This is a genomic window from Streptomyces sp. NPDC048417 (genome assembly GCF_040651615.1).
Classification (GTDB): Bacteria; Actinomycetota; Actinomycetes; order Streptomycetales; family Streptomycetaceae; genus Streptomyces.
Genome location: NZ_JBEZKI010000039.1, coordinates 35,098 through 48,309 on the forward strand (window position 1 = coordinate 35,098; position 13,212 = coordinate 48,309).

Here is a 13,212-nt window from a genome sequence, read left to right on the forward strand (position 1 = left end):
GCACAGAGTCAGGGGGTCCTTCACGATCGACCGCGAGGTCTTCCCCGCCGTCCCCCGTCCGGCCACACCCGCGTCCGCCGTCCCGCCGCCACGTCCTCCACCCACCCGAACGCCACCACCGCCGCCGCGAGCAGGGGCCACACCACCACGAACATCCAGAAGCCGTACGTCGAGTCCAGCAGGGACGCCGCTCGGTCCGACTCCATGAACGGCAGGTTGTAGGCCTCGTCGATGATCGGGACCGTGGCCATGATCAGCATGTTGTGCCAGAGGTAGATGGTCACCGCGCGGTTGTTGGCGAGGGTGATCGGTCTGTCCCAGCGGCGCAGGCGGCCCGGCAGCTCCCGCCACGACGGGGAGTACTGCAACAGCAGCACCACGGCCCCGAACGACCAGCAGGCCTGTGCCAGGGGAATGTCGTTCAGGTCCCAGCCGTCGGGGCCCTGGTGGCCCGACGCCCACCACAGGCCCAGCGCCATCACCAGGCAGGACAGCGAGACCGCCGCGTAGCGCGGGACCCGCGCCAGGGCGCCCTCGTGGTGGGCGAAGCCCAGGATCCAGCAGCCGCCGTACACCGCGAAGTCGGTCACGGCGTTGCCCGTCTCGCCGGGGACGGAGACCGCTCCCGTGCCCACCACCACCGTCAGCGCCAGCGGCGCCAGCACCGTCGGCAGCGGCGCCCTGCGGAACGCCCGCAGGAGAAGCGGGGACAGGAGCACGAACCAGAGGTAGGCGCGCAGGTACCACAGCGGGCCCGCCGCCTGTTCCGGCCAGGTGTCGTCCAGCAGGCCCGAGGCCGAGCCGAGGTGTTCGGGGTACGGCGGGGCGCCGATCGGCAGGACGTAGTCGATCAGCCTGCCCCAGCCGGTCCAACCGCTCCCCACGTCCGGGTCGTTCAGCGGGTGCCAGCCGGCCAGCAGCATCAGGGTCAGCAGGACCGCGCTGAACAGCCAGAGTGGGGGCAGGAGACGGCGCAGCCTGCCCCGGATCACGTGCGCCGCCGGGCGGTCCAGGCTGCGGGCCATCAGCGAGCCCGCCAGCGCGAACATCACGCCCATGGAGGGGAAGAGGATGGTCAGCCAGGGCCAGCCGAACAGGTGGTAGACCACCACGCGGAGCAGGGCCAGGGAGCGGAGCAGGTCCAGGTAGCGGTCCCGGCCGCCGGTTCCGGGCTTCCCCGTTCGGACGGGGGCCGCTTCTGCCTGTGTCATGCCGCCTGCCTCCCCTTCGCCCCGCCGCCGGTTCCGGACTTCCCCGCTTCGACCGGGGCCGTCTCGGCCTGTGTCATGCCGCCTGCCTCCCCTTCGCCCCGCCGCCGGTTCCGCCGCCCGGCGCCTCCACCACTCCCGTGCGCCGCAGCTTCTGCCAGCGCAGCCGGCCGCCGGTGAGGGCCGTGATCCAGGACTGGAGCAGTACGACGTACATCAGTTGGCGGTAGAGGATCTGCTGGAGAGGGAGCGAGACGAGGTGGGTCGTGCGTTCGCGGTCCAAGCGGAAGGCGTAGGCCGCGCAGAACGCCTGCACGGCCAGCACGCCCAGCCAGGCGCCGATCGTCTTCTGCGTCGGGCCGAAGACGATGCCGTAGAGGAGGAACGCGTCGATCAGGGGGGCCAGCAGGGGCGCCACCACCATGAAGAGCGAGACCAGGGGGAGGCCCACTCTGCCGAAGCGGCCCGACGGGCCCCCGTCGAGGAGCGCCCCGCGGTGTTTCCAGATCGCCTGCATGGTGCCGTACGACCAGCGGTAGCGCTGGGACCAGAGCTGGGAGACGGACTCCGGGGCCTCCGTCCAGGCCCGTGCCCGTTCCGCGTACACCACCCGCCAGCCGTCCCGGTGGATCGCCATGGTGATGTCGGTGTCCTCGGCGAGGGTGTCGTCGCTCATGCCGCCGACCCGTTCCAGGGCGGTACGGCGGAACGCGCCGACCGCGCCCGGGATCGTCGGCATGCAGCGCAGGACGTCGTACATCCGGCGGTCCAGGTTGAAGCCCATCACGTACTCGATGTGCTGCCAGGCGCCGATCAGCGAGTCCCGGTTGCCGACCTTCGCGTTGCCGGCGACGGCGCCGACCCGCGGGTCACCGAAGGGCTGGACCAGCTCCCCTACCGTGGCCGGTTCGAAGACCGTGTCGCCGTCCATCATCACGACGATGTCGTGACGGGCGTGGGCGAGGCCCCTGTTGAGGGCGGCGGGCTTGCCCGCGTTCACCTGGCGGATCACCCGGACGTCCGGCAGGTCCAGGTCCTCCACGATCCCCGCCGTGCCGTCCGTCGAACCGTCGTCGACGACGACGATCTCGATCGGGTGCTCGCTCGCGGTCAGTGAACGGACCGTGTTCTCTATGCACTTGGCCTCGTTGTACGCGGGGACCAGGACGGAGACCGGCTCCGTCACCGGCGGCCCCCACGTGAATCCCCTGCGGCGGACCCTGCGGGTGTGCACGAAGGAGAGCCAGAGCATCAGGGCGAACCGGGCCAGCACCGCCCCGCCGACCACCGCCAGGCCGGCCACCAGCACGTTCGTGACGCCGTCCGCCGCCTGGACCAGGGAGATCCACGCCCGGCCCTGCCAGAGGTCGGGGCCGGTGACCGGGGTGTGGGCGCTCGGCGCGTTCAGGGCCTCGGTGAGGTTGTCGAAGGTGTAGCCGCGGTGCTGGAGCAGCGGAAGGAAGCGGTCCAGGGCCTGGACCGTCTGGTGGCGGTCGCCGCCCGAGTCGTGCATCAGGACGATCGCGCCCTTGCCGGCGCCCGGGGTCGCGTTGCGGACGATGGCCTCGACGCCCGGCTTGCGCCAGTCCTCGCTGTCCGTGTTGTTGACGACCGTGATGTAGCCACGGCTGCCGATGTACCGCGTCACCGGCCAGGAGCGGTTGTCCATCGCGTCGGCGAAGGAGGAGTACGGCGGCCGGAACAGGGACGTCCGGATGCCGGCCGCGCCGGTGATCGCCAACTGGGTCTGGGACAGCTCCCAGTCGATGCGCTTCTTCGACTGGTACGACAGGTCCGGGTGGCTGAAGGTGTGCACGCCGACCTCGTGGCCCTCCGCCACCATGCGCCGGACCAGTTGCGGATAGCGGGAGGTCATGGTGCCGGTGACGAAGAAGACGGCGTGCGCGTGGTGCTTCTTCAGGACGTCCAGGACCTTCGGGGTCCAGGTCGGGTCGGGGCCGTCGTCGAAGGTGAGGACCAGATGGTGGTCGGGGATGCGCAGTGTCGTCGTACGGCCGCCCCGGGTGTCGATGACCGGGCCGCCGTCCAGGATCTTCTCCGGCACCTTGTCGGAGGAGCCCTCGGGGCGGACGCGGTGGTCGGCGAGGATCTCGCTGTGGACGTAGCCGCGCAGCATCAGCATCGCCATCACGGCCCCGAGGACCAGCACGGGCAGCGTCAGACGCATCGACAGACGGCGGCGCCGGGAGCCGTCGGCGGGCGGTGCGGGGGTGGTCCCATGACGACGGGTACGGGTGCCGGCAGGGCTTGCGGTACGGGTACGGGTACGGCCGCGGGTGCGGGGTGCCATCACAGGACAGGGGTGGGAGAGGTGCCGGTCCCGGTCCGGGGGGCCGCGCCCTCCGCGACCGGGCCGCCGGTCGGGGCGGCCGAATCGCTGGGCGAGGGCGGCGGCGACGACGCGGGCGGGGTCGGGGTGTCCGACGTGGGCGCCGGCGAGGACGGCGAGGGCGCCACGGACGACGACCCGGGCTTCGGCGAGGAGCCCGTCGTCCCGGCGGACGACGTCGGCCGCGTGGACGCCGACGCGCTCGGCCGGTCGGCCCCCTTCTTCCCCGCCCCGGGTGCCCGGGAAGAGGCGCGGGCCGACGGGGTCGTACCGTCGCTCACGGCCGGACCGGCCACCGAGGCGTCGTCGCCCGAGGACGGGGCGGACCGCGCGGGCTGCGGCGAGTCGTCGACCTTGCCGGCCGGCCGGCCGTGGTTCTGGCCGGGCACCGGCAGCCAGGGCGCGTCGGAGCTGCCGGACAGCAGCGTGACGACGATGACCACCGCGTAGACCGCGCAGGCGAGGCCGACGGCCATCCCGATCCTGCGGAAGCGGCGGCTGCGGCGCCCCGACGCGTCGACGAAGACCGGTGCGTCGGAGACCTCTGCCGCGCCGGTCGGCCGTATCCGCACCGCACCGATGTCGTCCGGGGCGGGCACCAGGTCCGGGCCCCGGACGGAGAACGGGTCGTCCGCATCGGCCGGGACCACGCGATCCCCATCGCCGGGGACCACGCCCCACGGATCCCGCAGCGCACCGACCCGCAGCACCTCGGTCACCCCGGTCGTCCCGGTCACCCCGGTGGTCCCGGTCACCCCGGCCGTCCCGCTCGCCCCGGTCGCCCCAGTCGCCCCGGTCGTCGCCAAGTCGTCGGCGTTCTGGGACGCCTCCCCCGGCTCGTCTCCTCCCGCCAGTGGCACATCCCGGGCATCCAAGGCCACCTGGGGCATTTCCGATTGGGTTTCTTCTCGCCAATTCTTCACGCGCTTGCATCCCCCCACGGGACTGTTCCGGGCGCGCTGACGAACCCGAGCACACGTCACCGGATCCGGGCCCCCACCCGGTTCCGGACGCCCCCTTCTAGCTCTCCGCGCTCGGGGCCATGAAGCTAGCGCACAAGGGGGTGCCGCGTTCTCGATGTGTCATTTGTGGCCGTCCATCACATCTTGATCACTGGCTGGAATCCATCCATCGGCCGGCCGCTGAAGCCAGCCTTCCGTCCGCCCGATCTCGGCGGCCGCCCGCCGCAGCGCGTCCACTCCCGGATGGACCAGCCCCTTTCGCCACACGAGCGACACAGGCGACAACGGGACAGGATCGACAAGGGGCCGCGAGACCGTCCCAGGTATGGCCGGAAATCCCACTACCCCGAGGATCGGATTCCGGTTCTTGGCCATGATGCGCTCGAATTCCTCCTCCCCGACGGCCAGCGGCAGCGGCGGCGCGACCGCGATATTCCGCCCCTCGAAGAGACAGAAGGCCAGGTCAGTCCATTCCAGGGTGCGCTCGTTCCCGGCGCCGGCGTACACCGCCTCGCCCGCCAGCGCGGCCAGCGGCACCTCCTCCAGGCCCGCCAGCCGGTGATCGGAGGGAATGATTACGGCCATGCGTTCGAACCGTACGGGCTGTTGTTCGAGCCCGGAGCGCAGCGCCGGATCCAGTCCCGCGAACCGTCCGAAGGACGCGTCGAGCCGCCCGGCGAGGAGTTCGGCCGCCGCTCCGGTGAGCCCGCTCTCGTAGCGGGCCATCAGCTCGCAGTCGGGGGCGAGTTCGCGGGCTCGGTACAGCACCCGGCGGCCGGTCTCCAGGCCCGGGGAGTTGAGGTCCACCAGCAGCGGCCGGGCCTGCCCGAACGCGGCGAGCAGCGCGTCCTGGGCGGCCAGCACCCGGCGGGCGTACGGCAGCAGCCGGGCGCCGTCGGCGGTCAGCGTGACCTGCCGGGTGGTCCGGAGGAACAGTTCGGCGCTCAACTCCCGCTCCAGTCGCCGTACGTCACGACTCAGGGCCTGCTGGGCGACGTACAGCCGGGCGGCGGCGCGGGTGAAGTGCAGTTCCTCGGCGACGGCGACGAAGACCCGCAGGAGCCGGGGGTCGATGTGGGCGGGAGAAGCGGCCATCGGGCGAACTTACCGGTACCGCACCGGGCACCTGGCCGATGCCCCGGCGGGCAGTCGCCGAGGCGTCGGCAGGGACATCACCGGTGCACCATCGGGCACTCTCACCGCCAACGCGGCAGGAAAGGGCAACTAGACCAATCCTCCAGCGAGTTGACTACAACGAGACAACGCGACGCGGCCTGGATCCGGCTCCCGCACCAGTACCATCGGCGCCCTGGCGCCGCCGGATGGGTTCCCCACCGCTCTCCTGGAAGGACGCGACACCAGTGCAGTCTCCACTGCCCCGGCGGCCGAAGGGGCCGTCGGCCATCGCCGCGGCGGCCGCCTCCCGCACCGCGCCGGGAGCCGGCCCCGAGGACGACTCCGCCCCTCAGCGGCAGCCCGACCCCTCCGCGCCGCCCATGTCCGAGGCGGCGGCCGCGTTCGCGGCGGAGAGCGCGATCACCCCTCAGCACACGGCCGTCAGGGCCGACCCACCGCGCCGCGGCGGCGAGCGCGGGGAGAGCAGCGAGCGCAGGAAGAGCAGCGAGCGCCAGCGGAGCCGGAAAGGCGTCGGCACGCCGCCGGACCGTAGCGGCGACCGCGCGGCCGAAGCCACCGCCGGACCGGGGACCGCAACCGCTCCGCGCCCTCCGGCCGGTAGCACCGCCCGGCGCCGGTTGCCCCGGGCGGTGCTCCTGACCGGGGCGTGCGTGGTCGTGGCCGCGCTGATCGGCGGCGCCTTCCTCATCGGCAGAGCCGGTGACGACGGCACGCGGTCGTCGGACTCGGCGTCCGGTGCCATGCCGGGCACTGCGGGGGACGGCGGCTCGCACGACAGCACGCCGAGCCTGCTCGGCCCGCCCCCACCGTCCGTATCGCGGTCCACCTCGCCGTCCACGTCGCCGTCGGCGGACGCCACCGGGGCGTCGTCGCCGTCGCCGGCCACGGGAGCCGCCAAGGGCGGCGGCACCTCCACCCACCCACCGACCGCACCGTCCGCCGCCGCGGCGGACGGCGGCCAGACCCCGGCCGGGTCGGGCGGCAGCGACAACGACTCCTCCTCCTGCACCTCGGCCGCGGGCGCCGGCGCCATCACCGACTACTCGGTCTGCGTGTCGTCCGGGGCGGTCACCTTCCGGGTCACCTTCCACACCTCGCAGTCCTACTACCACGTCTTCTTCAACACCGACGGCAACACCGCGACCGGTTACCGGCTCCCCTACCCGTCACCGTCGGCCCTCGGCGCCGACTACATGATCGAGAACGGCGGCCTCTACCGGAGCCGGTCGACCGACTGGAGCTGGACCGAGACAGCAACCCACCCGACGCGGACGGTCAAGGGCTCGACACAGACCTGGACCCTGCCCCTGAGCGGGATCGGCTCACCGACCGGCACCCAACGGGTCGAGTTCAACGCCGGATCCGACTACACGCAGATGATCGCCTTCAGCCCGAAGTAGCCCGAGCAACCCGAGCAACCCCTACGGCCCGGATCTCGCCGGACTCACAACAACAGTGCGTGAATCGGCGCCGAGCAGGTGTTGGACCCCTTGATCGGCTCCGGGCGACGGTGGTGTCCATGCCGCAACCGACCGAGCCGGCTCCCCGGCAGCCCCTGTACACCGTCACCGCCGACTCCCTCGTCGCCGTCGACTTCGCCCCCCGCGACCTCACTCCCCGCGTCCGCCGCCGCCCACCCGGCCCCTACCGCCGCCTCTTCGCCCTCCCCGGCACCCGTGCCTTCTCCGCCGGAAATCTGCTGGCCCGGCTGCCCATGGGCATGTTCAGCGTCAGCGCGGTCGTGATGATCGCCGGTGCCCGTGGTTCGTACGCCCTCGCCGGTGCCGTCACCGCGACCGGCCTCGCGGCGACCGGGGTGGCCGGGCCCTGGGTGGCACGGCTCGTCGACCGGTACGGCCAGACCCGGGTCGCCGTACCCGCCACCGTCACCGCCGTGCTCGGCAGCCTCGCCCTGCTGCTCTGCGTCCGCTTCGGCGCCCCGGACTGGACCCTGTTCGCCGCCTACGCGGCCACCGCCACCACCCCCAACCTCGGCGGCATGTCCCGCGCCCGCTGGGCCCACCTGCTGCGCGACGACCCGGACGCCCTGCACACCGCGAACTCCTATGAACAGGCCGCCGACGAGTTGTGCTTCATGCTCGGCCCGGTACTGGCGTCCTTCCTGACCGGCACCTTCTTCCCCGAGGCCGGCACACTCGTCGGCGCGGTCCTGCTGCTGACCGGCATGCTGCTGTTCACCGCCCAGCGGGCCACCGAGCCGCCGCCCCGGGCCACAACGGGCACCGCCAGAACTCCGCTGCGCATCCCCTCCCTCCTGGCCTGCTTCGTCGCGACCGGCGCGGTGTTCGGCTCGATGGAGGTCGTCACCATCGCCTACGCCGACGCCCAGGGCCACCGTTCGGCGGCCGGTGCCGTCCTCGCCCTCCAGGCGGCCGGCTCCTGCGCGGCGGGGCTGGTGTACGGGGCACTCAAGCCGCGGGGACCGGCCGAACGACGGTTCCCCGTCTGCCTGTTGGCGATGGCGATCCTGATGTCCCTCCCCCTCCTCGCGGCCCGCACGATCGACAACCTCTGGGCCCTGGCGCCCGCCCTGCTCGCGGCCGGCATGGCGACCGCGCCGACGATGGTGACCGCGATGACCCTGGTCCAGGACCGCACCCCCGCGGACCGCCTCAACGAGGGGATGAGCCTCGTCGTGACCGCCCTGCTGACCGGCGTCGCCGCGGGCTCCGCGCTGGGCGGCTGGGCGGCGGAGCACGTCTCGCCGACGGCCGGTTTCGCCGCGCCCGTCGCCGCGGCCGTCACAGCCCTTCTGCTCAACACGGTCAGCCGAGTCAGTCGAATCGCTTCCCTCAATTCCCGCCGCACCCATTGACGGCCACACAGCCCGCACCTACCTTCCTCCGTCGAAGCGCTTCGACAACGAACGACGACCCGTATCGAACCGATTCGACGCGGGACGAGCACCATCCATCCGACTCCCCTGGAGGCACTGGATGTTGACGGCACGAAGGCGGACGGCGGCCGCGGCGGTGATCCTCTCCGGGTCGCTGCTGCTGACCTCCTGCGGCGGCTCGGGCGGCAGTACGTCCGACGGGAAGACGCTGCGGCTGTGGCACTACGAGGGTCCGACCAGCGCGATGGGCGTCGCCTGGAACGAGGCCATCAAGGAGTTCGAGGCGTCCCACCCGGGCGTGCAGGTGAAGTACGAGGAGAAGAGCTTCGAGCAGATCCAGAAGACCGCCCAGATGGTCCTGAACTCCTCCGACGCCCCCGACATCATGGAGTACAACAAGGGCAACGCGACGGCGGGACTCCTCTCCAAGCAGGGACTCCTCACCGATCTGACCGCGGAGGCGGCCAAGCGCGGCTGGGACAGGAAGCTCAGCGCGGGCGTGCGCACCACCAGCCGGTACGACGCCGACGGCGTGATGGGCTCCGGCAAGTGGTACGGCGTGCCCAACTACGCCGAGTACACGATGGTTTACTACAACAAGGACCTGTTCAAGAGGTATGGGATCGCAGAGCCGAAGACGTTCGACGACCTGACGGCCGCGATGGACAAGTTCGTCGAGAACAAGGTCACCCCGCTGGCGAACGCGGGCTCCGAGTACATGGCCCAGCAGTACCTGTACCAGCTGGCGCTCTCGAAAGCCGACCGCTCCTGGGTGGACAGCTATGAGCTGTACAAGGGCAAGGTCGACTTCCACGACACCGCCTGGACCTACGCGGCGACCACCTTCGCGGACTGGGTGAAGAAGGGCTACATCGCGAAGACGTCGTCCGGTACGACCGCCGAGCAGGCCGGCGTCTCCTTCATCCAGGGCAAGGCGCCGATCCTGTTCTCCGGCAGCTGGTGGTACGGCCGCTTCCAGTCGGAGGCCACGTTCGACTGGGGCAGCTTCCTGTGGCCCGGCTCGAACCTCACCCTCGGCTCCGGCGGCAACCTCTGGGTCGTACCGAAGAACTCCGAGAACAAGGATCTCGCCTACGACTTCATCGACATCACCATGTCGAAGAAGATCCAGGACCTGCTCGGCAACAAGGGCGGAGTCCCGGTCGCGGCCGACGCGAGTGCGATCACCGACACCAGGTCGAAGCAGCTCATCGCGAATTTCAACACCCTGTCGGTCCGTGACGGCCTGGCCTTCTACCCGGACTGGCCGATCGCCGGCTTCTACGACACCCTCGTCTCCGAGACCCAGAAGCTGATCACCGGGAGCGAGAAACCGGACGCCTACCTGAGCAACCTCCAGTCGGCGTACGACAAGGGCTCGAAGTGACGGTCACCGTCGAAGGGCGGCGCACCCCAGGTGACGGGCGCCGCCCCCGGGACTCGTACGCCCTCTTCCTCCTCCCCGGCGCCCTCGCCTTCCTCGCGGTCGTCGTCGTCCCGTTCGTGATGAACACGGGTGTGAGCTTCACCGACTGGCAGGGCGTGGGCAGTCCGACGTGGTCCGGGCTCGCCAACTACCGCGAGCTGCTGCACGACGCCGAGTTCTGGGCGTCCTTCCGGCACAGCCTCTTCATGGTCGTCGCGATGGCCGTGCTCCCGACGGCGCTCGGACTGGTCCTGGCCGCCGCCCTGTTCGACTACGTCGGCAAGCACTTCGGCACCCGGATCGCCGCTGTCCTGCGCGCCTGCTTCTACCTCCCCCAGGTGCTGCCGGTGGCGGTCGCCGGCATCGTCTGGAGCTGGATCCTGGCCCCGGACAACGGCACCCTCAACGCCTTCCTGAAGGCGATCGGTCTCGGCGCCTGGCAACAGGACTGGCTCGGCGACCCCGACCTCGCCCTCTACACAGTGATGGGCGTGCTGGTCTGGGTGCAGATCGGCTTTCCGCTGGTCGTCTTCATGGCCGGGCTCGGGCGCGTCGACCCGCAGCTGTACGAGGCGGCCGAGCTGGACGGCGCCGGCTGGTGGCGGCGCTTCAGGCACATCACGCTGCCGCAGCTCCGGCCCGAGGTGTACGTCGTCCTGACCTGGTGCACGATCGCCGCGCTGAAGGTCTTCGGCGCGGTGTACGTCCTGACGAAGGGCGGCCCGGGCGGCGCCACCGACGTCCCCTCCTACTTCTCCTTCACCACGTTCTTCGAGAAGACCCAGGTCGGCTACGGCTCGGCGATCTCCACGGTCCTCACGGTGATCATCCTGACCCTGTCCCTGACCGGCCTGAAGCTGCAGAACCGCACGGAGGACGGAGATCTCTGAATGACCGCTCTACGCCGTTACCCCGTCCTCCTCGCCCTCTGTCTCGCCGCCCTCTTCATGATCGTCCCGTTCCTGATCGTGACGATGAACGCGATCAAGTCCCCGGCCGAGTACTCGCAAAGCGGCCCGCTGAGCCTCCCCCACGGTCTCTACCTCGACGGCCTCAAGGACTTCTGGCAGCGCGTCGACTACACCCGGAAGCTGGTCAACTCCACCCTCATCAGCGGCTCGGTCGCCGTGCTCGCGACCGTCCTCTCCGTCCTGAACGCGTACGCGATCGGCATCGGCCGGATCAGGGGCCGCACCTGGGTGCTGGCCTTCTTCGTCCTCGCCAACATGCTGCCGCAGGAGGCACTGGTCTATCCGCTCTACTACCTGAGCAAGCAGGCGGGCCTGTACGACACCAGGCTCAGCGTGATCATCGTGTTCACGGTGATCCAGTCGGCGTTCGGGACGTATCTCCTCTCCGCCGTCCTCGGCCGGTTCCCGCGCGAGATCGTCGAGGCGGCCCGGATCGACGGCGCGAACAAGTGGCAGATCCTGGTCCGGATCGTCGTCCCGGTCAGCCGCCCGACCCTGGGCGTGCTCCTGGTCTTCTTCTTCGTCTGGACCTGGAACGAGTTCCTGCTCCCGCTGGTCATGCTGATCTCCAACGACAACCAGACGGTGTCCGTCGCCCTCGGCGTCCTCCAGGGCCAGCGCCTGATGGACGCCACGATGACCAACGCGGCCGCCCTGCTCGGCGTGCTCCCGGCCATCGTCTTCTTCCTCGTCTTCCAGCGCACGCTCACCCGGGGCATCGCCGTGGGCGCCGTCAAGTAGGAGGTACGTGAGTATCGCCGTGGGCGCCGTCAAGTAGGGGTACGTGAGTGAAGGGCACCGTCCAGCCTCCGGAGCCGTTCTGGGCGGCGCCGTGGTCACCGGGTCCGTGACGAGGGCGGGCACGGTGGCTTCGGGGCCCGGTCGGCGGCCGGGCCCCGAAGGGGTCAGCGTTCCGCGTGCGGATCGGCCAGGTCGGCGACGTGTTCCCGGCCGTAGCCGAACCGGTCGGCGAGTGCCGTCCAGCGGGCGTACTGCTCGTCGGTAACCGGCACATCGTAGGCCCGGACACATCTGAGCAGCAGTCGGAAGCCGAGGTCGGGATCGACCTGGTCGACGACCTGCTCGAGCGCGGGAACCACCGTGCCGGAGCGTCCGAACCACGGGCTCGTGGTGGCGCCGTACCAGGGGCTGTCGTGCACCGCGCGGGTCAGAACGGGAGCGATCTCCCGCAGTTCCCGCAGCACCGCGTCCAGCTCCTCCGAGTCGCCCGGTGAGGGCGCGCCGACGGTGAACTCGGGGTCGATCTCCCGCAGGCGTTCGACGCAGACCTCCGCGATCCGATGGAGCCACTGCCGCGCTCCGGCACCCTCGTCCTGCGGGGCGTAGCCATAGCTCGTCGCCCCCTGCCAGAGCTCGGTGAGAGCATCGTCGGACATCGGTGACCGGGACAGCCGCAGCGTGTCCTCCAGCAGCGCGTACGCCGAGGAACCCGGTACGAGACCCGGGTAGTCGAAGACCGCGCCGCGAATGCCCTCGTCGACCGTGTGGGAGTGCTGCCACAGATCGCTGTGAAATCCTCCGGCGAGGAACGAGAACCCGAAGTCCCAGTCGAAGCGCCGCCGCAGCGAGACGTCGTCGAAGCGGGGCCAGCGCACATCGAGCCCGTCGTGCACCAGGCGCCCCGGGTAGCCGAACGCCTCACCGATCGTCCGGTACCGGTCGTACCGCTCCATGGTGACGGCGACCGGGGTCTCCTTCACCACACGCAGGAACAGCCGGAAACCGAGATCGGCGTCCGCTTCGGCGGCCACGCGTTCCAACGCGGCCCCGACGTCCGAGCCCGTCAGCCGGTGCGACACGGCGCACACCTCGGCACACACGGCTTTTCTCATCGCCGGTTCGTCCACCGTGACCATGGGCGGTGTGCCGTCGAAGAACGTGTCACCCGAAGAGAGACCGGCGGCTTCCCGGGCGATCCGGTCCTCGGCCGACTCCACGATCCGGCGGAGCAGGCCGAGGACGTCCGGCCCCGGGTCCTGGCCCGCCGCCGCGGCGCGCCATACCGTCCGCAGGGTCTCGGCCGGAAGGCGCGAGTCCAGCAGCAGACGGGCATCGTCCCGCAGGGCGCGGGCGTCGTCGGCGTCCCCGTCCGGCACCACCGGTGTCAGGGCCGTCCGGAGCGTCGCGATCAGCTGGCTGATCCCGAAGTCCTCCTCGAATCTCCAGAAGCGTGCTTCCCGTGGTTCTTGCATGAATTCCTCGCGGAGCGTCGGAGCGGGCGGGGCGGAGGAAGGCGACGCTCCTTCGCCCCGCCCGTCACGCCGGGGACGGTGTACCGTC

Annotated in this window: 10 protein-coding genes; 5 read left to right on the forward strand and 5 right to left on the reverse strand. The window is 71.0% G+C overall.

Going from position 1 to position 13,212, the window contains the following annotated elements; translation table 11 throughout:
- Positions 1-20: 20 nt before the first annotated feature.
- The 4 genes from AB0D59_RS43180 to AB0D59_RS43195 form a co-directional block, all read right to left on the reverse strand.
- A complete protein-coding gene (locus AB0D59_RS43180; RefSeq protein WP_362576815.1) occupies positions 21-1,211 on the reverse strand; it encodes an acyltransferase in 1,191 nt (396 codons plus the stop codon).
- Positions 1,212-1,284: 73 nt separating this feature from the next.
- Positions 1,285-3,396 carry a glycosyltransferase gene (locus AB0D59_RS43185; RefSeq protein WP_362576888.1) on the reverse strand — a complete coding sequence of 704 codons (2,112 nt, stop codon included), beginning with the start codon at positions 3,394-3,396 and terminating at the stop codon, positions 1,285-1,287.
- Positions 3,397-3,518: 122 nt separating this feature from the next.
- On the reverse strand, positions 3,519-4,448 hold the full coding sequence (locus tag AB0D59_RS43190; RefSeq protein WP_362576817.1) for a hypothetical protein: 930 nt from the start codon (positions 4,446-4,448) through the stop codon (positions 3,519-3,521).
- Positions 4,449-4,640: 192 nt separating this feature from the next.
- Entirely contained in the window at positions 4,641-5,615 is a 975-nt protein-coding gene (locus AB0D59_RS43195; protein ID WP_362576818.1) for a LysR family transcriptional regulator, read from the reverse strand.
- 266 nt (positions 5,616-5,881) lie between these two features.
- Here AB0D59_RS43195 and AB0D59_RS43200 point away from each other — a divergent pair, with 266 nt between their 5' ends.
- From AB0D59_RS43200 to AB0D59_RS43220, 5 genes are all read left to right on the forward strand, one after another.
- A complete protein-coding gene (locus tag AB0D59_RS43200; RefSeq protein WP_362576820.1) occupies positions 5,882-7,057 on the forward strand; it encodes a hypothetical protein in 1,176 nt (391 codons plus the stop codon).
- A gap of 119 nt (positions 7,058-7,176) precedes the next feature.
- Positions 7,177-8,493: an MFS transporter gene (locus AB0D59_RS43205; protein ID WP_362576822.1), complete on the forward strand. Its 1,317-nt coding sequence runs from the start codon at positions 7,177-7,179 to the stop codon at positions 8,491-8,493.
- Positions 8,494-8,614: 121 nt separating this feature from the next.
- Entirely contained in the window at positions 8,615-9,901 is a 1,287-nt protein-coding gene (locus tag AB0D59_RS43210) for an extracellular solute-binding protein (protein WP_362576824.1), read from the forward strand.
- Complete coding sequence (locus AB0D59_RS43215) at positions 9,898-10,830, forward strand: sugar ABC transporter permease (protein WP_362576826.1); 933 nt, start codon at positions 9,898-9,900, stop codon at positions 10,828-10,830. The genes AB0D59_RS43210 and AB0D59_RS43215 overlap by 4 nt, the downstream gene beginning before the upstream one ends.
- Positions 10,831-11,652, forward strand: a complete 822-nt coding sequence (locus AB0D59_RS43220) for a carbohydrate ABC transporter permease (RefSeq protein WP_362576828.1) — start codon at positions 10,831-10,833, stop codon at positions 11,650-11,652.
- A gap of 164 nt (positions 11,653-11,816) precedes the next feature.
- On the opposite strand, the gene AB0D59_RS43225 is transcribed toward AB0D59_RS43220, so the two are convergent.
- On the reverse strand, positions 11,817-13,124 hold the full coding sequence (locus tag AB0D59_RS43225) for a hypothetical protein (RefSeq protein WP_362576830.1): 1,308 nt from the start codon (positions 13,122-13,124) through the stop codon (positions 11,817-11,819).
- Positions 13,125-13,212: the final 88 nt, after the last annotated feature.

Bases quoted from the DNA above. Each gene is read 5' to 3' on its own strand.
- AB0D59_RS43180 (WP_362576815.1), bottom strand. From the start codon at position 1,211: ATGACACAGGCAGAAGCGGCCCCCGTCCGAACGGGGAAGCCCGGAACC.
- AB0D59_RS43185 (WP_362576888.1), bottom strand. From the start codon at position 3,396: ATGCGTCTGACGCTGCCCGTGCTGGTCCTCGGGGCCGTGATGGCGATG.
- AB0D59_RS43190 (WP_362576817.1), bottom strand. From the start codon at position 4,448: ATGCCCCAGGTGGCCTTGGATGCCCGGGATGTGCCACTGGCGGGAGGA.
- AB0D59_RS43195 (WP_362576818.1), bottom strand. From the start codon at position 5,615: ATGGCCGCTTCTCCCGCCCACATCGACCCCCGGCTCCTGCGGGTCTTC.
- AB0D59_RS43205 (WP_362576822.1), top strand. From the start codon at position 7,177: ATGCCGCAACCGACCGAGCCGGCTCCCCGGCAGCCCCTGTACACCGTC.
- AB0D59_RS43210 (WP_362576824.1), top strand. From the start codon at position 8,615: ATGTTGACGGCACGAAGGCGGACGGCGGCCGCGGCGGTGATCCTCTCC.
- AB0D59_RS43220 (WP_362576828.1), top strand. From the start codon at position 10,831: ATGACCGCTCTACGCCGTTACCCCGTCCTCCTCGCCCTCTGTCTCGCC.
- AB0D59_RS43225 (WP_362576830.1), bottom strand. From the start codon at position 13,124: ATGCAAGAACCACGGGAAGCACGCTTCTGGAGATTCGAGGAGGACTTC.